Raw genomic sequence first — 19,845 nt, 5'->3', positions numbered from 1 at the left:
AGTAACAATACGATTTAAGCAATTACGTATCTTGTTATAGATACAGTGACACAGCATTTTAGCGGAGATAACAATGCAAATTTTTTATGACAAAGACTGTGATATATCTATCATCCAAGGCAAAAAAGTAGCCATCATTGGTTATGGTTCACAAGGGCATGCACATGCGCTTAACCTGAAAGATTCAGGTGTAGATGTAACAGTTGGTCTCCGTGAAGGTTCGGCATCTTGGAAAAAAGCAGAAAATGCAGGTCTACAAGTGACTAATGTTGCAGATGCTGTGAAACAAGCTGATTTGGTTATGATCTTAACCCCAGATGAGTTCCAATCTGAGTTGTATCGTGACGTGATTGAGCCCAATATCAAACAAGGCGCAACATTAGCATTTGCCCATGGTTTCTCAGTACTTTATAACCAAGTTGTACCACGTAAAGACTTAGATGTGATCATGATTGCACCTAAAGCACCGGGTCATACCGTGCGTTCAGAATTCCAACGTGGTTCTGGTGTACCTGACTTAATCGCAGTACATCAAGATGCGTCAGGAAATGCACGTAATGTTGCATTGTCTTATGCTTCAGGTGTTGGCGGTGGACGTACTGGTATTATCGAAACCTCTTTCCGTGAAGAAACTGAAACGGACTTATTTGGTGAGCAAGCGGTTCTTTGTGGTGGCGCAGTTGAATTGGTGAAAATGGGCTTCGAAACTTTGGTTGAAGCGGGTTATTCACCAGAAATGGCTTATTTCGAATGCTTACATGAACTTAAATTGATCGTAGACCTCATGTTTGAAGGCGGAATCGCAGACATGAACTACTCTGTTTCAAACAACGCAGAGTATGGTGAATACGTAACGGGTACTGAAGTGATCAACGCGCAATCACGTGAAGCGATGCGTCATGCCTTGAAACGTATCCAATCTGGCGAATATGCAAAAATGTTCATTCAAGAAGGTGCATTGAACTATCCTTCAATGACTGCACGTCGTCGTCAAAATGCCGAGCATGGTATTGAAGTGACTGGCGCTAAACTCCGCGCCATGATGCCTTGGATTCAAGCCAACAAGATTGTTGACAAAGAGAAAAACTAAGTTGATCTTCGTGCGAAGCGTCGTATCGCATGATGTCGTATTGCTCAGATGATGCTATCGCACCTAGACAATACGAACTCAATCTCAATAACCCGCATAAAGTGTGCGGGTTATTTTTTGCCTGTCAGCGACTTGCAATGGGTGAGCAATAATTTGGCGAGATCGCGAGACTACAATAGCTTCCGCCGCCATTGCCGAATATGCTCAATCTCTAGGGCATAGACATCATCGTGTGCGGCGATGTGCTTAAAGCGTTTATAACCCCACATATAGCTGGCAGCATTGCGTACGATCATGTGTTCTATCGCATGATTGAGTGCCGTGGTGGCAGTCTGTAAGTCGCTGTCATACAGTGCGGCATCATTCAAAGCATCACAATACACATCAAAGCCCTGACCATCCTCACGACGAAAGCAACTCAAGCCAATCAGGGCGCAGCGTGTTTTTTGTGCCATTTTGCTGGCAAGCGTACTACTTAGGGTTTCTACGCCAAAAAATGCGGCGTCAATCCCCCCGGAAGGCTGCGGCACATGGTCTGGCAAAATAACGCCAAAGCCACCTTGTTTTAAGGTCTTAAATAATGCTTTTACACCGGATGCATCGGTAGCAACCAATTGTGCATGAAGACGTTGTCGTGCTTGCAGCACAAAGGCGTTGATGTGAGGGTTTTGCATCGGCTTATATAAAATGGTGGGGGTGCCATATTGATGTACCCAAGCATTCATCATTTCCCAAACGCCCAAGTGTGGGGTAATAATCAGCGCACCATTGGGGTTTTTCAGCGCCGTGGTGAGCCGCTCTAAGTGTTCTACATGGCGAATTTGCGCCACACTCCATGCTGCTGGCATAGCCCAGCATTTTAGTGATTCAACATAAGATAGACATTGTTCTTCTATACTTTGTCGAGCCAATTGCTCTTGTTGTTGGTCGGTTCGTTCAGGGTAGGCTAATGCAATATTGACGCGCGTTTTCCAGAGCATACTTTTGTGGGGAGAGCGTTTAAGCCACCACGCAACGGCTTGTGCAGCAGCACGTAACACACTTAAGGGGAGATAGCGTAGTGCTGGCAGTATTGTCATAAGGTTTTTGCTCAAAGGGGCTATGCGATGCGATCTCAAAAATGTTGGTCGCATCGCTGTATGTCATGATGATGCGGTGTGATGGGGCTGTGCGGCAATATATGCTTCAGTGCGTTGCATCGCCAATTGAATATTCTCCAGTGCTTGTTGTACATCGGCTAACTGTTTTGCATTGCCACCACTGAGTGCTTGACGCCATTTACGTGCACCAGGCAGGTTTTGAAATAAACCTAAAATATGTCGTGTGATAATCGACAACGGTGCCCCTTGTGCCAAACGTTGTTCGATATAGGGCAACATTTTTTCCATGATCGCATAACGGTCTACGTTTGCTAATCCCCAAAGTTGACCCAATTCAGCTAAGAGATAAGGGTTATGATAAGCTTCACGCCCAATCATCACGCCATCGACATGTGCTAAGTGTTGCTTGGTTTCTGCCAAGCTCTTAATACCACCATTGATTTCAATACAAAGTGCTGGGCGTTCTCTTTTTAGGCGATAAACATCTTCATATCGTAATGGTGGGACATCACGGTTTTCTTTGGGAGATAAACCTTGTAGTAGCGCTATACGAGCATGCACAATAAAGTTACGACAGCCCGTTGCGGCAACGGTGTCGACAAAATGTAGCATTTCTTCATAAGACTGCATGTGATCGATACCGATGCGGTGTTTCACACTGACTGGAAGATCTACAGCGTGTTGCATCGCGGCAATACATTCTGCCACCAGTTCCGGTTCTGCCATCAGACAAGCACCGATTTTGTTATTTTGCACGCGATCACTAGGACAGCCTACATTGAGGTTAATTTCATCATAGCCCCAGTCTTGCGCCATTTTACTGCATTCGGCTAATTGCTGTGGATTGGAGCCACCAAGTTGTAGCACAATCGGGTGTTCTTCCTGATTAAAATCTAGATGGCGTGCAGCATCACCAAATAAAATTGCGCCAGTCGTGACCATCTCGGTATATAAAATAATGTTGGGATTAAATAGTCGCGCGAAGAAACGAAAATCTGCCGTAGTCCAGTCCATCATCGGGGCAACGCTGATGCGCACATCTCTTTTATTATCAATGGTTTGAAGATTTTTCATTTAAAATCATACTCTTACATTAAATTTAATAACCTGTGCTAACACATTTTAAGCGACTGCAATCTGTTGGATTACACCACAGTTTAGGTCTTTGCTAAAATTTGCATTGAAGGCGTAAATTGTATCGCATCAATTACTATTCGCATACTCACCGCTGGCACAACACATTTTATGCTGCAAGATGTATTTAGGTTTAGGGATTGAGAGCTCAGGGTTTTTCTGAAGACAACAAAGTAAAACTTTTGGACTCAAACAACCGCAGACAACTGGGGCAAAACACTCAAAGCTGAGACAGAAAAAAATCCCAATATTTTACTGGTTAAAGACGATACAAGATATACAGTTATCTGATGCGATAGAGATATCGTTCAATGAAGAGGGTTGTTTAAATTCCCCGAGCCGCCGCTCTAGAACCAAAAGATATACTCAATCCACTTCACTTCATTAGACACTTCTGATCGCGCCGCATATTATCACGAAATTAAATTTAAGCCATCTTGCTGAGCATGCAGCATTGCATAAAAATGACGTACCGAGGCTTCTGCCTTCGATTGCTCCGAATAGGATTTAAGCTGTCGATGCTATATGGGGAGCATTACCGAAGGATGTTGTCGTGGTTATTGGTGCTGCCTATTTAAAAAAATTAAAACAAGTATGGAGCTTGTCGATGTGATCCTAGGTAGTATTGTTTTAAGTGCCTCAATGGAAGTTTATTCTTTAGTTCGTTTGATGAGTATTTATTTTTAATAAATTAGTTTTTTTAAATAAATATTAAGTTATTTTAGTGTGGTTAATTATTAAGTTGCTAAAACTGAGTCATTATGGATGATAACGAGACGAGAATTAAAAATACTTTTTCTTAATCTATGTAGGCAAGAGTATAGCAAGTTTGTAATAAAAAATTTTAACTTGATGTATTTCATAAGGTATTTAAATTTAGTTGTGCTTATCTTGGTTTTTGTGTGAATTGCTATCTCATAAAAAATAAATTATTTTTCAATGAAATAGACAGCAAAATATGAAGTGATTTTATTCTGTTTGTAGCTAAATTATGCAAAAAATGCAATGTATAGCAAAAAACACTAAATTTAGCTTTGTTCTAGTCGGAATTATTCGAAAAATGTGTATAATCATGTAACTTTTCATTTATGTGCATTCCATAACACACTCTATGTCGGCGCAAAATCACAATAACCTTAAAAAGTTGCCTCGCCTAAAGCCGCGTAATGGCTTAATGGTGATGTACGCAGCAATTCGTGCTTTATTCTTGCGCGAGTTACAAACGCGTTTTGGTCAATATCGTTTAGGGTATCTTTGGATTTTTATTGAGCCTATGTTCAATATCGGTGTGTTGCTTATATTATTTGGCACAATAATGAAAAAAACCCTACCGGGTATTGACTATGAGATATTCCTGATTAATGGCATTATTCCTTTTTTTATGCTTCGTAAAGGACTAACGCAAGCTGTCAGTGCTTCTGATGCTAATAAAGGATTATTTGCCTATAGACCAGTTAGACCAATAGATGCTGTGTTAGCACGCAATATATTAGAATTATTTTTAAGTTTTTGTGCTTATGTGTTTTTTACTGGCTTGGTGTTATGGTTTGGTTATAGCATGAGTTTTGAGGCGATTCCTCAGTTACTGGGTTATTGGTTATCTCTATTTATATTTATGCTAGCGGCTAGTTTAGTATTTATGGTGTTAGGAAGTTTTTCAAGTGAACTGAATAAATTCCTGACTATACTTTTTTTATTATTATATTTTTTATCGGGTATTATTTATTCGATCCATATTATCCCTACACAATATCAACAGTATCTACTTTATAACCCACTGATACATATATTTGAAAATATGCGTCATGCCGTGGCGCCGAGTTATCCCTTGGTACAAGGCATTAGTCTAGGCTATTTTTGGACTTGGACCTTCATTACCTTATTGATTGGGCTATTACTGTATAAACGTTTTGAGCGTCGCTTAGTGAGGTCAAAATGATTGAATTAAAAAACCTGACTAAATCTTATGCCACGCCGAAAGGGCGTCATTATGTTTTTAAAAATCTAAATGCCATATTGCCTGAAAATAAAAGTGTCGCTTTATTGGGGAAAAATGGCGCGGGTAAAAGTACCTTGCTGCGCATTATTGGTGGGATTGATTATGCTGACTCTGGGCGGGTAATAACCAATAAATCAATTTCTTGGCCTGTGGCACTGTCTGGTGGTTTTCAGGGCAGTATGACGGCACGGCAAAATGTCCGTTTTGTGGCAAGGCTTTATGTTTCGAGTGAAGAGGAAGTGCAACAGGTGGTCGATTTTGTCGAAGACTTTGCTGAAATTGGTAAATATTTCGATATGCCGATTAAAAGTTATTCTTCGGGGATGCGTAGCCGAATCGGTTTTGGTCTGAGTATGGCATTTAATTTTGATTACTACTTGCTAGATGAAGCTGGCGCAGTAGGCGATGCGTCTTTTCGTAAAAAAAGTCAGTCTTTACTTAATGAATTAAAACAACATTCTAATATTATTATGGTTTCTCACGATCTAAATGACTTGACTCGGAATTGTGATGTGGCTTTTTTGGTACGTGATGGTCAAGCAGAATATTTTGATAATGTCGAACATGCGGTAGAGGTATATAAACAATATGCAGTCTAAACTCAATAAGCGCCTAATTATGCTCTATAGCATAGTGGTTCTACTACCGCTACTGTTGGTTATTTTATATTTAACAGTATTGGCCAAAGACCGCTATGAGTCCTCTTCTCTGGTTCTGGTGAAACAAGTTGCCGATACGACACCAGCCGATACCACTGGAATTTCGGCATTATTAGGTGTTGCCAATACCAGTACAGAAGATGCCAATATCTTAAAAGAATATGTGACATCTCGTGATATGGTGGAGAAACTTGATAAAGAGTTAAAGCTAAGACAACAGTTCCATATTTCAGGTGACCCGATTTTCTCTTTAAAGAAAGAGCCGAGTATCGAAGAATTAGTGAAGTATTTCCAGAGTCGCGTAAGTGTGAATCTGGATGAAAAAACCATGATGCTAAAAGTCTCTAGCCAAGGTTTTAGCCCTGCGTTCTCTTTAAAATTGAATAATGCCATCCTGAAACAAAGTGATGACTTTATTAACCATATCTCTCAAAGCATAGCCGATGAACAATTAAAATTTGCAGAAACACAATTAAAAGAGGCAGCGCATAAACTGAATCAGTCACGTGAAGATTTATTGACCTATCAAAATAAACATAAAATGTTTGATCCGGAAATCCAAGCACAGGCTGTGTCGACGATTGTTGCGAGTTTACAAAGTAGTTTGGCTCAGCTCCGTACAGAAGAACGTACTTTGCTGAGTTACTTAAACCCAGAAGCACCGCAAGTGGTTGCAATTCGTAGCCAAATGGAATCGGTGCAAAAGCAAATAGAAGATGAAAATGCCAAACTGACCTCTCCCGGTAATGAAAAATTAAACCGTAATATTGCCGATTTTGAAGCGTTAAAAGCGCAAGTTACTTTTGCTACGGATCTCTATAAATTGTCTTTGGCATCACTTGAAAAATCACGTCTAGAAGTCGCTCGTAAATTAAAGAAATTGATCGTCATCGAACAACCACGTTTGGCACAAGATGCATTGTATCCACGTAAAGTTTACTTAAGCATTACCGCATTTATCTTACTCAATATTTTATTTGCGATTGGGTTACTTGTTCATTCCATTGTCCGCGAGCATAGAGAATAAATCATGAAAAGAATTCTACTGTTATCTATACTAAGTACCAGCATTTCGATTGTGCACGCGGCATATAATCAAAATATGTTGCCAGATGCAGGACAGGCAATACAAAGTGCTGCAAGTGGTCAAGACCGTAGTTTAAATAATGCAGCGGATCAAACGATTTTACCTAACCAATCGGTGCTAAATCTCACGGGTCAGACTGCACAAAATTTGATTGATCCCAATGCTAAAAATATGTTCGGTGCACAGTTGTTTAAAGGTGCCTTTGCCAATACAGCTGGCTCGACTTTTAATGACAGTTATCGCATTAACCCAGGGGATCATATTAATGTGCGCTTATGGGGCGCTTATCAGTTTGCAGGGAATTTAACAGTAGATCCTGAAGGGAATATATTCTTACCCAATGTTGGTCCAGTAAAAGTTGCGGGTACCAGCAATGGTAATTTACAAGCGTTAATTAGCAGTCATGTACGTAAAATATATGTAGCCAATGTTGGTGTATATGCTGCCTTAGAAAAAGCACAACCCGTACAAGTGCTCGTGACTGGTTATGTGAGTCAACCGGGGAATTATGGTGGTGTTGCCAATGATACTGTGGTGGCCTATTTAGACCGGGCTGGTGGGGTAGATGCCGAACGTGGCAGTTATATTAATGTCGATATTATGCGCGCTGGTCGTTTGATGCAGCGTGTCGATCTATATGAGTTTTTAATATCCGGTCGCGTACAACCTTTCTCCTTCCGTGATGGCGATATTATTGTGGTGGGTCCACGTACGCATACCTTTAACATTGGCGGTGAAGTTTATAATGCCTATGATTTTGAGTTTAATGCTGGGCAAATTTCTGTTGCACAAGCATTAGCCATTGCTAAGCCTAAACCGGGCGCAACCAACGTCAGTATTTTAAGACGTCAGGGTAATGAATTCCGTAGTGAATATTATTCATTGAATGATGCGCAAAATGTCACTGTACAAGATGGTGATATTCTCAATGTCACTGCAGATCGTTATGCAGGCAGTATTCAAGTCCGGGTGGAAGGTGCGCATAATGGTCCACATGCCATTGTACTGCCTTATGGTGCCAAACTTTCGCAAGTTCTTACGCAAATTACCCCGAATGTCTTATCCAATGTCAATGCATTACAGCTTTATCGCCCATCTGTGGCAAAGCGTCAAAAAGAAATGCTCAATGTCGCACTCGATAATCTTGAAAACGCCACTTTTAATGCGCGTTCTAGCACGCAAGAAGAAGCCAACTTACGGGTTAAAGACGCTGAGTTGGTCAAGCAGTTTATTGCCAAGGCACGTAGTGTACAGCCCAAAGGACAAGTGGTGCTTAACCCTGAAAATTATAATGACGTGATTTTAGAACAAGGGGATGTGCTGGTAGTACCAGAAATTAGTTCGGTGATTATGGTCCATGGCGAAGTCGCTTTTCCAAATGCGATAGGTTTTCAGCCTAATCTAACAGCTGCTGATTATATTTCACAGGTTGGTGGTTTTAGTCAGAAGTCCAATAAATCTAAAGTGATTGTGATGCATGCCAATGGTGAAGCAGAGCTTTTATCGAAGAGTTATAAGATTCAACAAGGCGATGAGATTCTAGTATTACCGAAGGTTCAATCTAAATCGATTGAAGTGGTACGGGGTATTACTCAGATTATTTATCAAATCGCAGTTGGCGCGAAGATCGCGTTGGATTGGTAGGGGAAGAGAGAAAACATGTTAAAAGTACTCATCGTTTTTGGTACACGACCAGAAGCTATTAAAATGGCACCTTTGGTGCATGCTTTGAATGCAGAAGCAAAAATTGATGCAAGGGTATGTGTAACAGCACAACATCGTCAAATGTTGGATTCTGTGTTGCAACTATTTGAAATTACACCACAATATGATCTAAATATTATGAAGGCAGGTCAGTCTCTGACTGAAATGACCGCCAATATGTTGTTGAAACTAGATCCTGTACTCAAAGAGTTTAAGCCTGATTTGGTGTTGGTACATGGGGATACCAGTACTACTTTCTGCGCATCTATGGCAGCATTTTATAATCGAATTCCTGTTGGGCATGTTGAGGCTGGATTGCGTACTTATCAGCTCTATTCACCATGGCCAGAAGAAGGCAATAGACAACTTACTGGGGTATTGGCAAGCATGCACTTTGCACCAACCACTACCGCAGAACAACATTTAAAACAAGAATTTGTCAAAGCAGAAGATATCTATGTAACCGGAAATACAGTCATTGATGCCTTACTGACAATTAAAGCCAAACTTGAACATCATGACTGTATCGATCAAGAAATGCGTGAACACTATAGTAGTCTTGATTTGACTAAAAAGCGTGTATTGATTACAGGGCATCGTCGTGAAAACTTTGGTCAAGGTTTTGAAGATATCTGTAATGCATTGCAACAACTCGCTAGCCGTTTTCCTGAGGTTGAATTTGTTTACCCAATGCATCTCAACCCAAATGTCCGTGAACCTGTGAATCGGCTATTAAAAGGTTTTGAGAATATTAAATTAATAGAACCTCAAGAATATTTGCCATTTATTTGGCTCATGTTGCATAGCGATTTATTGTTGACGGACTCAGGCGGCATACAGGAAGAAGCTCCTTCTCTTGGCTTACCTGTGTTGGTGATGCGTGATACCACTGAACGCCCAGAAGCGGTAGCTGCTGGAACAGTGAAGCTCGTTGGAACGGATGTTGCCAATATTGTAAATAATGTGGTTGAGCTTTTAGAAAATAAAGAAGTTTATGAGCAAATGTCTAAAGCGCACAATCCATATGGGGATGGAGAAGCTTGTCAACGCATTGTCGCAGCGATTAAAAAACGTTTTTCAGCACATTTTTTTATTGATTAATATTATATAAGTTACATAGAGTTTGGTTTTATGAAAGTTTCTGTTAGTGGACTAGGATATATTGGCTTACCAACCGCAACAATGTTTGCTCATTATGGGGCTACAGTAATTGGTTTAGATGTTAACCAACATGCGATTGATACAATCAATCAAGGAAGAATCCATATTGTTGAGCCTGGCTTAGAAGAGATTGTCAAGAAAGTTGTTGCTTCAGGACATTTAAAAGCATCAAATACAGCAGAGGAAGCGGATGCATTTCTAATTGCAGTGCCTACGCCATTTAAAGGTGAGGACCATACACCTGATCTAAGTTATATTCAGGCTGCCGCTAAGGCCATTGCACCAGTGTTACAAAAAGGTAATGTAGTCATTCTGGAGTCTACTTCGCCCGTCGGTGCTACAGAGCAAATGGTAGAGTGGCTGGCTGAACAACGTCCAGATTTAAACTTTCCAAAATCTGCAACAGATGAAAATATAGACATTTACGTGGCTTACTGTCCTGAACGTGTATTGCCGGGGCAAGTTGTACGTGAACTCGTTGAAAATGACCGTACCATTGGTGGGATTACACCAGCGTGTACCCAAAAGGCTAAGGCAGTATATCAAATATTTGTAAAAGGCGATTTGCTAGAAACCAATGCACGTACTGCAGAAATGACCAAACTGACAGAAAATGCTTTCCGTGATGTCAACATTGCTTTTGCCAATGAGCTGTCATTGATTAGTGATCGTTTAGATATCAATGTTTGGGAATTGATTAAACTCGCCAACCATCATCCACGGGTAAATATTTTACAACCAGGTGCTGGGGTCGGTGGTCACTGTATCGCTGTTGATCCATGGTTTATTGTTAATAAAACGCCAGATCTTGCGCGTATGGTAGATACTGCACGTAAAGTAAATGATCATAAACCAGAGTGGGTCGTTAAAAAAATTGAGCAGGCTGTAGAGCAGCTCGGTGACTTAGGACGTAAACCTAAAGTAGCATTATTAGGTTTAGCTTTTAAACCGAATATTGATGATCTACGTGAAAGTCCTGCGATTGAAATTGCTGAGAAAGTAGTCGAGAAAAGCCTGTATGAGGTCCTAATTGTAGAACCAAATATTGACACTATTCCGCAGAAACTTAATGCAGCAAAATTAATTGAACAAAATGATGTGAATGAGGCTGACTTAGTTGCAATATTAGTAAATCATTCTCAGTTTGCTAATTTGCAGAATCAATTAGCTGAAAAGAGTATATTAAGTTTTGTATCCGATATTTAAGATCGGTCAAAAATATTAAATCGTAATTTGATAAATTGGAATATATTGGGCATGACAATGAGCTTAGAACAACTTTTAAATGGTTTATTGAACTATAGTGATTTAAATCAAAATGATAAAAATACACTGATCAATAATCTTCAAGTATTCATTGATACCCAATATATTCCCAAAGATCAGGTGATTGAACTGCAAAAAAAAGTGAATCAACTATCCAGCGAAAATAACTCAATTCGCCATCAAGTTGCAGTACGCTTTTCTCGTAAGGAACACCAAACCATTGCATTCCAATTAGGTAAAAATATCATTGATATTTTTAATGGCAATAAAAAAATAAGCCATTTACCGGTTGTAGGTCTAAACTTATTTGTAGAGGCTATGGAGCGTAAAAATAAAGAAGATTTAACTGTATTTCAAAAGAAAATTTATAATGTTTTAAGATATAAAAAACTACTAGAACAAGATAACTTTAAAAAAGGCGTGGTTTCAGCATTAAAAGAAATAGTTAAACAGTTAGATGCTACAGAACAACAGTTGTCCGAGAAAAACCCTGTTGATGGTCAGTTTGTTGAGTTAAAAAAAGAGAATAGTTTAGAGATTAAAAAAAGTAGCAATTCTACTGAGGCACAGACACCGATAGCTATCGTAAAATCCCCTCATACTCAAACTGAAAATAATCAGGCGAAAATTCTTCAAGATACAGTACTTGAAAACAATAAAAAATTAAAGATAGCTTGTATTATGGATGAGTTTACATATTTTTGCTTTGCACCAGAAGCAGATTTATTGCAGTTAACCCCAGAGCATTGGCTAGATGAAATTGTTAGCTTTAAACCTGATATATTATTTATTGAGTCAGCTTGGCAAGGTAAAGAAAGCTTATGGAAAGCAAAAGTCAGTCAGAATTCTACTGAGCTGGTTAATCTAATCAATTATTGTAAAATTAATAAAATTAAATCCTTATTTTGGAATAAAGAAGACCCTGTACATTTTGGGACTTTTATTGAAGTTGCTAAACAAGTTGATGTGGTATTTACGACAGATATAGATTGTATTGGGCAATATAAAGCTCATGTTAAACATGACCATGTTTATTTAATGCCTTTCGCAGCTCAGCCGCAAACACATAATCCTATTGAAAAGTATCAACGTAAAGATGCATTTAACTTTGCTGGATCATTTTATTTAAAATATCCAGAAAGACAACGTGATTTTGTTAATTTAACAGCTGTGGCAACAAAGTTTCGAAAACTAGATATTTATGATCGCAACTTTAATAAACCACATCCACACTATACATTTCCTGAGCAATATCAGCAGTATATTTTGGGTAGATTAGAACCACATGAGATAGATAAAGCCTATAAAGGCTATATTTATGGTATTAATATGAATACCATAAAGCAATCTCAATCTATGTTTGCACGTCGTGTATTTGAAATGTTGGCGTCCAACACCATTGTACTCAGTAATTATTCGCGTGGCGTGAGAAACTTTTTTGGTGATTTGGTTCTTTGTTCAGATAATCCTCAAGAGCTTGAAAGAAAACTCAATCAAATTGTGCATGATAAAAATACTGTAGATAAATTTAAAGCGCTGGGCTTACGTAAAGTACTTGCTGAGCATACTTATGAAGACCGTATTGAGTATATCTTAGAGAAACTGAAAATAGAGGCTGAAAATAATAAATATAAAGTTGCAGTTTTTGCAATAGTCCATACTCAGAAAGAACTTCAGCATATACTAAAAATGTTTAAGCAGCAGCTTTATACTGATAAAGTTTTATTTATATACAATCCAGATCAATTAAAACTTATAAACGAAGAGGGAGTTTATGAGCTTAATAACGGAGAAGATTTATTAAGTTCACTTGCGGATAAAAGTATTGGTTATATTGCACCTTTAAGTGTTCTGGACTATTACAGTGCACACTATCTAGTTGATATGTTACTTAGTTTTAAATACTTGAAGTACCAGAATATTGCTGTAGTAACCAAGGATAGCTTTTATGATCAGTTTAGTAATTTACAACAAGGTGTTGAATATCAGGTTGTATCACAATTTAAACTGAATCGTGCAGTATTGAGTGTCGAATATGTTCAATCACATGTAGAAAATATTACCCATCTTATTGATAATGAACAATTCGTTGTTAAGGATAGTGCTTTTGCAATTGATCGTTTTAATTATATTGAAAATGTACAGTTACCTTCTGAGCAACAACTGGACTTAATAAATACTGAAATGCCATATTTAGATTATGGTGTGCAATTAAAACAACGCTTATTGCCCTTTGCTGAAAAAATTATAGCTAAACGTAATAACGATGAGATAGTTGGGATTTATGATGGAAATTATTTCCAACAGTATGTCAAAACCAATCATAAATTGATCAATATTGTTGAAAATAATCAAGGTTTTAGTTTGCAGTCTAAGCTAGATAAAAAAACACATCGTTATGTGTTTTTGATAAAAGGTTTAGAACTGTCATCCAATAAAATTTGTGTAGAATTAATTGGGAAGGCCGAAATAGATAATCTGGTTGCAGTTGAGTTCTATAATGAAAATAAGGAAAAAATAGCATTTAAGCTATTTGAATTAAATAAATTACAAGAAATAGAAGTACCAGATAATGCTAGAAGTATAGATATTTCTGTACGGCTTAAAGGTTCTGGAAGCATCAGCTTAACGCAATTAAGTTATAGAACCATAAATGAGACGAATCCTAATGAGAGTAAAATAAAAAACAGTAGTATCATTTCATTATTGCCGACAGATTTTGAACAATATCTAGTCAAACCTACATCTAAGCAAATTCAATTTGATAAGAATGATGATCAGTTTGTTATAAAAACCACATTAGCACCAACTAAACACGCTTATATGTATATGCGTAAAATTTATACTCGAGAAGAGCTCAACCTAGTATTAAATAGTGAGTTTGAACTAAAGGCTGCAACTACTGCTGAAGATGTGCGAATTGTTTTTGAGTTCCAAGATGAAAATCAAGTAAAAATATCACATTCTATGAACTCTATTGTTGGAGGTCATGCCTTAGCTATTCCTATGCATTGTAAATATATACGTATTGGTTTTAAGGTAGTTGGTACAGGACTTACTACAATAAAATCATTAGACATCGGTGTAGTCAAAAACCAAATTAATGACTTTATTGCAAAATCCAGAATATTGGTGGTGGCAAAGCAATATCCTTCTTATCATGATCTTTATAAATATGGGTTCTTACATACTCGTTTAAAAGCATATAAAAAAGAAGATCAACTTACAGATATGTTTAAAGTTACAACTGTAGCAGATCAATTTGGCTTTTCCGAGTTTGAAGGGGTAGATATCTTTAGTCATGATCATGAAATGTTGGATAGATTATTGGCTTCGGGCACATATAGTAGGGTTTGTGTACATTTAATAGATAAGAAAATTTGGGATGTATTAAAGAAATACCAAGATACCGTGCAGATATTAGTATGGGTTCATGGAGCAGAGATACAAGTTTGGCAACGTCGTGAATTTGAATTTGAGCGTATGAGCGGACAAGAAATAGAGCGTCAAAAGAAACTAAGTAATCAACGTAGAAACTTTTGGCGTGATCTTGTGCAAAAAGAGTTAAAAAATCGTACACAATTTATTTTTGTTTCTCAGTACTTTCTTGAAGAATCAGAAGCAGATTTGGGTATTAAATTTCCTAAAAATCAGTGTCATATCATTCATAACTATATAGATACTGATTTTTTTAATTATGTGGAAAAACCAGCATCACAACGTTTTAAACTATTATCAATCCGGCCATTTGCAAGTCGCAAATATGCTAATGATTTAACGGTTAAAACAATTGAAGAGTTAGCAAAAAAACCGGGTTTTAATAAGTTTGATATTGCAATATATGGTGATGGACCATTATTTGATGAAATTACCCAACCATTGCAAAAGTTTGGAAATGTGAGTTTAAATAAAACTTTTCTGAACCATAGTCAAATAGCTGCTTTACATAAAGAATATGGTGTTTTTATTGTACCGACACGTATGGATAGTCAAGGTGTATCTAGAGATGAAGCAATGTCTTCTGGCTTAGTTCCTGTAACGACCGCAGTAACGGCTATCCCAGAATTTGTCGATGATGAGTGTGGTATCTTAGTAGCTGGTGAAGATTATACAGCAATGGCAAATGGTATTTATAGTCTTACGAAAGACTATAAAAAATATAAGAAACTTAGTGCTCATGCATCTAAACGGGTAATTAACCAATGTGGATTTGACGAAACGATTGGTAAAGAATTAAAGTTGTTCTAACTAATAATATCAAATTTTAATTATTGTAAACCGCAATATTTATATATTGCGGTTATTTAATTTTATTTGGAAATAATATAGTTTAATAGTTCCTGATGATTATTAAAATCTATTTCAGATATATTTGTATGGGTATGATGATCTTTAGAGTTATTAGATAAGTTATTTCCATGCCTATTGTAAAAGAAAGTTGGATTTTCTGATGATTCTATAATATAGTTTTCTGATGATTGTTTTGTGAAATCCTCTGTTAGTGAAAATGGTGATGTTTGTGGTATTTTATTGTAAGAGATAACAAATCTATTTCCAGTCATAATTCTTCGAAGAATTTGTTTTTTTAGTAGAATCTTACCATCAAACTTATAATAAACCAAATTACATTCAGGGAAACCAATATAAGTTTCTGAATTAGACTTAATATTACTGATATATTTTTTTACAGTATTAAAAATTTTTAAATAATGATCGTTCGATAGGAAGTCATCATCGTCTAATCCTATGCGTATAATATAGTTTTTTAGATGGAAGTTTCTAGGAAGTTTTTTTAAAAAATTTTCAAATAAACGGTTATAGTTTGGATAAAATAAATTTGGTTTGACTCTTTTATCAATACTATTTTCATTGGATTGATAAGATTTTAAGTGGTTATATATGTTGATGTAAATATTTTTTATAGAGTATTTTTTTTTAAAAATGTTGATTTTATTAATATACTTTTGTTTATCTGATGAAATATGTACTACCCAGTATATATTTTCAATATTATATTGATTTTGTGAGTATATAAATAGTTGCGCTTCTAGAAAACTTAAATATTTATCTAAAGTTATCTCATTTTTTTCTGTGTCGCAAAACAAAGTCTCAATTATTATTTTTACTTGCTTAATTGATGGCTTACATTCATTAAACTGCGCTTTGAATGAAAATAAATTTAAATAATCCTTCTCTATATTTATTTTATTGGTAAATTTAAAGTAATTAATGTTAATATTTTCAGAAGGAACTACTCTTAAACATAATTTAAAATGTGTTGCATCGATAGGAATAATTAATTCTTGAATTTTATGAGAGTAGAACCCTTGCAAACTTAGCTTTTCACTTCCATTAAAATATATAATAATAAAACTTAAATTGGTTGGGGTTGATGTTATAAAACTTAAGCATTTTCCTTTTGCATCGTCGATACTAAATTTGTCAGATTCTAGATATTTAAAAGATGCTTGAGATTTAAAACTAAAATTTATTTCATTTTCACTTTCATTAAAGTTAGAAAGCCATTTAACTTTTTTTAGGTTAAAAATGTGCTTGAGAGAGTTTAACATTAAAGTATCCTGTATTAAGTGAACTGTGCTTTAGACCTCTATCGGTCAACAGTTGTAAAGTTGTAGATGTATTATACAAAATCAATTCTTATAAAGTATATGAGAATTAAATTGTTTTACATAAAAGAATGTATTATGATATATGAATTTGGGAGTGGTATATGGTTGGCGTGGTTTGTTCGTATAATTCTTCAAAAAAAAGATATCTAATTGAAATCCAAAATTTAGAAGTAAAATCAGATGGCGATTCTTTTATTTTGTATGTGTTTGAAGGAAAAAAGAAAATTAAGATTTTTTACTTTAAATCATTAAATTTTCATTTTAACGCCTTTGATCTTTTAAATAAAAAAATTAGAATTTTAGTGTATTATGTTAGTAATGAAATATCTAAAAAAATATTTGAATCAAAAGAATTATTATTAGTCAATGATGTTAGAAGTAAATATAGAACGATAATTTTGGGTGATTATAAAATCTTAAAAGAAAAAGGGTATAAGTGTAGAAATGATGCTAAATACTTTAATGTTTTTGAAAAAATAAACTGGATAAATAAAGATAGAAACCTTGCATTTAATTTAAACTCTTGGCGTTTTCTCTCCCCAATTTGGAATGAATTTTTCAAAACTTATAATTGTAATTATATTTTGGAAATAAAAGATAAGATATTGGAATATTATGATTTTATTTATAATGGTGATAGCAGGAGAAAAGAGTTTTTATGGTATGATATGTCTTGTGCGTTAAGAGGTATTCATCTTGCTTTGTTTTTTGAAATTAATAATATTAATCTAGTAAATAATATTTTTTCGAATGTTGAAGTAGAGAAGTTACAGCATTTATATGATCTTCATATTGAAAAATTATTTAACAAAGAATTTTTATCACATGGGAATCATGGTGTATGGCAAATGATATCACTTCGAATGCTTGTTATATCATATAATGGTGAAAAATATAATGATATACTAAATTATAGTGAAGATATGATGACTTTATTACTTAATAGTCTTATCAATAAGGATGGTTTTTCAAGTGAGAACTCTCCATATTATCATCTATATTTGTGTGATCTTTTGAGTGTAATTCCTGAGGAGCTTTTTGTAAAAGATAATGAACGTATCTTAGCTATAAAAAGAAATAAAAATAAAATTTTATCATGGTTTACTGATTATGATGGCAATCTTTTTACAATAGGTGATACTGAAGGTAAAGGTGTTAATTTTGTTGGTGATAATAATTATTATGATTCTGCCAAAAAATACTATTTACTAAATTTAATTGATTCTAACTATATTGTATATAGAAAGTTTGAAGAATTGCATACTTTTTTATGTTTTAGTGCTAGTAATAAAAATCTAATTCATAAACATGCTGATAATTTAAGTTTTATATATGGTGTTTTTGGTCAAAATATTTTTGCTGATGGTGGTAAGTATAGTTACGATCATAGTGATTTTAGAAAATATTTCACCTCTGATCGTGCCCATAATGTTTTGTGTATTGAAGATAATATCTTTTATCCGCAAGATGTTCAACTTAATCAAAGTTTTGTTTTTAAAGATGAATGTCTTTCTGAAGATGTTGATTGTTCCCTAGGTGGATATTCCTCTCTATTAAATAATAAAAATATATTTAAATGGAAACGTAAAATTGATGTCTTTTCAAATGGTGAAATTTTATTTAAAGATTCTGTTGTAAAAAATGATTTTGATGGAAGAGTTTATTTAAATTTACTATTTAATCATGGTATATTTATTTCTAATAAAAATGGTGTAATAAAGGTTAAGAAAAATAATAAAGAAATTGTTGAAATAAAGTTGCATAGTGGATACGAAGATGTAGTTGTTTCTCATGGTGATAATCATGTAAATGAAGGTAGAGTAAGTCCAACTTATTATAAGAGTTTTAATGTTTTTAATTTGCGGATATATTTGAATGACCGCTTTAATCAGATTATCTGGAGTATAAAACCTCTTTTCTAATATTTTATGTTATTGATATAATGTAGATATTATTATTTAGAGATGTAGTGGACTAGAAATTATTGTTTTTATAGTGATATTTTTCTGTTGTATATGTATCTATATGTGAGCATGTATTTATCATTAAGGTGAATAAATAGGAGTTAAGATTATATGCAATTTAGTTATTATTGTTAGGTTGTAGTTGTTTTCCTAATATATTGATTTAATGTCTAGATAGAGTTTATTATCGCTCCTTTTTCCCTTAAGATCTATTTTAATGGGTCGGTTGATTATTATTCTGGAATTAATTTTTTGACCGAGGATTATTAATTTACGCTATAAAATTCGTTTGTAGCTATTACATTTAAGTTTCGTTTAAAGGCTAAATTATGAAAAATTTGAGTATATTAATATATGGTAGTTGTGTTTCTAGAGACTCTTTGGAATTTATATCTAATAGAGAATATTCATTAATTAATTATTTTGCAAGAAGCTCTTTAGCTACTCTTAACTATACTAATCCAGTAGCCAGTAATAGTTTTATAACTTCTTTAAATAACATTGAATCTAAGTTTCAAAAGCGTATTGTTGAATATGATTTACAACATTCAATTTTAAAATCTATAGTTAGTTCTGAATATGATGTTTTGTTGATGGACTTAATAGATGAACGTTTTCATTTAGCACTATTAGATAATAATCAGTTGGTAACGCGTTCAAACGAATTTTTAAAAACAAAAATTAAGCCTAAAAGTTTAATAAATACACATAGTGATAAGTTTTTTGATTTATGGAAACAGGGAGTTGATAATTTTTTTAGTATACTAGACGAAAAAGGAACTATTAATACTATTAAGTTGCAGAGAACTTTTTGGACAAATGAATTAGATAGTGGCAGTAAAATTGAAAATATTAGTGATGAACAAGTTCTTCAAGAAAATGAAAAGTTAGAACAAATGTATTTATATTTGGAGAGATATCTTAAAAAAGATCAATTTATAGAGATTCCTTTAGATTTGATAATCGCAAAGTCTGATCATAAATGGGGAGTTTCTCCATTTCATTTTATAGATGACTACTATCATTATGTCATTAAAAGTATTACTTAAGT

13 protein-coding genes are annotated in these 19,845 nt (G+C 35.0%); 10 read left to right on the top strand and 3 right to left on the bottom strand.

The window, feature by feature from the left end; genetic code table 11:
- The first annotated feature begins 73 nt into the window (after nucleotides 1-73).
- On the top strand, nucleotides 74-1,090 hold the full coding sequence (ilvC, locus tag BFG52_RS13190; protein ID WP_067557134.1) for a ketol-acid reductoisomerase: 1,017 nt from the start codon (nucleotides 74-76) through the stop codon (nucleotides 1,088-1,090).
- 170 nt (nucleotides 1,091-1,260) lie between these two features.
- On the opposite strand, the gene BFG52_RS13185 is transcribed toward ilvC, so the two are convergent.
- The gene (locus BFG52_RS13185; protein WP_067557132.1) at nucleotides 1,261-2,169 is read right to left on the bottom strand and encodes a lysophospholipid acyltransferase family protein; all 909 of its coding nucleotides are present in this window, start codon (nucleotides 2,167-2,169) and stop codon (nucleotides 1,261-1,263) included.
- A 63-nt stretch (nucleotides 2,170-2,232) separates the two neighbouring features.
- Entirely contained in the window at nucleotides 2,233-3,264 is a 1,032-nt protein-coding gene (gene dusA / locus BFG52_RS13180) for a tRNA dihydrouridine(20/20a) synthase DusA (RefSeq protein ID WP_067557130.1), read from the bottom strand.
- 1,171 nt (nucleotides 3,265-4,435) lie between these two features.
- Here dusA and BFG52_RS13175 point away from each other — a divergent pair.
- Genes BFG52_RS13175 through BFG52_RS13145 form a run of 7 tightly spaced genes read left to right on the top strand, consistent with a single transcriptional unit; the run spans nucleotide 4,436 to nucleotide 15,448 of the window.
- On the top strand, nucleotides 4,436-5,263 hold the full coding sequence (locus BFG52_RS13175; protein WP_067557127.1) for an ABC transporter permease: 828 nt from the start codon (nucleotides 4,436-4,438) through the stop codon (nucleotides 5,261-5,263).
- On the top strand, nucleotides 5,260-5,922 hold the full coding sequence (locus BFG52_RS13170) for an ABC transporter ATP-binding protein (RefSeq protein WP_067557125.1): 663 nt from the start codon (nucleotides 5,260-5,262) through the stop codon (nucleotides 5,920-5,922). The genes BFG52_RS13175 and BFG52_RS13170 overlap by 4 nt, the downstream gene beginning before the upstream one ends.
- Nucleotides 5,923-5,941: 19 nt before the next feature.
- Nucleotides 5,942-7,009, top strand: coding sequence for a capsule biosynthesis protein (locus BFG52_RS13165; RefSeq protein WP_228703753.1), 1,068 nt, complete (start codon nucleotides 5,942-5,944; stop codon nucleotides 7,007-7,009).
- 3 nt (nucleotides 7,010-7,012) lie between these two features.
- The gene (locus BFG52_RS13160) at nucleotides 7,013-8,713 is read left to right on the top strand and encodes a polysaccharide biosynthesis/export family protein (protein WP_067557119.1); all 1,701 of its coding nucleotides are present in this window, start codon (nucleotides 7,013-7,015) and stop codon (nucleotides 8,711-8,713) included.
- Nucleotides 8,714-8,728: 15 nt separating this feature from the next.
- Nucleotides 8,729-9,874: a non-hydrolyzing UDP-N-acetylglucosamine 2-epimerase gene (gene wecB / locus BFG52_RS13155; RefSeq protein WP_067557116.1), complete on the top strand. Its 1,146-nt coding sequence runs from the start codon at nucleotides 8,729-8,731 to the stop codon at nucleotides 9,872-9,874.
- A gap of 30 nt (nucleotides 9,875-9,904) precedes the next feature.
- Nucleotides 9,905-11,140, top strand: coding sequence for a UDP-N-acetyl-D-mannosamine dehydrogenase (gene wecC, locus BFG52_RS13150; RefSeq protein WP_067557113.1), 1,236 nt, complete (start codon nucleotides 9,905-9,907; stop codon nucleotides 11,138-11,140).
- A 57-nt stretch (nucleotides 11,141-11,197) separates the two neighbouring features.
- Nucleotides 11,198-15,448: a glycosyltransferase family protein gene (locus BFG52_RS13145; RefSeq protein ID WP_169817572.1), complete on the top strand. Its 4,251-nt coding sequence runs from the start codon at nucleotides 11,198-11,200 to the stop codon at nucleotides 15,446-15,448.
- A 62-nt stretch (nucleotides 15,449-15,510) separates the two neighbouring features.
- Here BFG52_RS13145 and BFG52_RS13140 read toward each other — a convergent pair whose 3' ends face one another.
- Nucleotides 15,511-16,770, bottom strand: coding sequence for a hypothetical protein (locus BFG52_RS13140; protein ID WP_067557106.1), 1,260 nt, complete (start codon nucleotides 16,768-16,770; stop codon nucleotides 15,511-15,513).
- A 161-nt stretch (nucleotides 16,771-16,931) separates the two neighbouring features.
- Here BFG52_RS13140 and BFG52_RS13135 point away from each other — a divergent pair, with 161 nt between their 5' ends.
- Both BFG52_RS13135 and BFG52_RS13130 read left to right on the top strand, forming a co-directional pair.
- Entirely contained in the window at nucleotides 16,932-18,752 is a 1,821-nt protein-coding gene (locus tag BFG52_RS13135; protein WP_067557104.1) for a heparinase II/III domain-containing protein, read from the top strand.
- Between the two features lie 371 nt (nucleotides 18,753-19,123).
- Entirely contained in the window at nucleotides 19,124-19,843 is a 720-nt protein-coding gene (locus tag BFG52_RS13130) for a DUF6270 domain-containing protein (RefSeq protein WP_067557101.1), read from the top strand.
- Nucleotides 19,844-19,845 lie beyond the last annotated feature (2 nt).

It is taken from the genome of Acinetobacter larvae, assembly GCF_001704115.1.
GTDB classification, from domain to species: domain Bacteria; phylum Pseudomonadota; class Gammaproteobacteria; order Pseudomonadales; family Moraxellaceae; genus Acinetobacter; species Acinetobacter larvae.
Note: the sequence above shows the minus strand (reverse complement) of the source record. Positions and strands in the feature narration are given on the sequence as shown.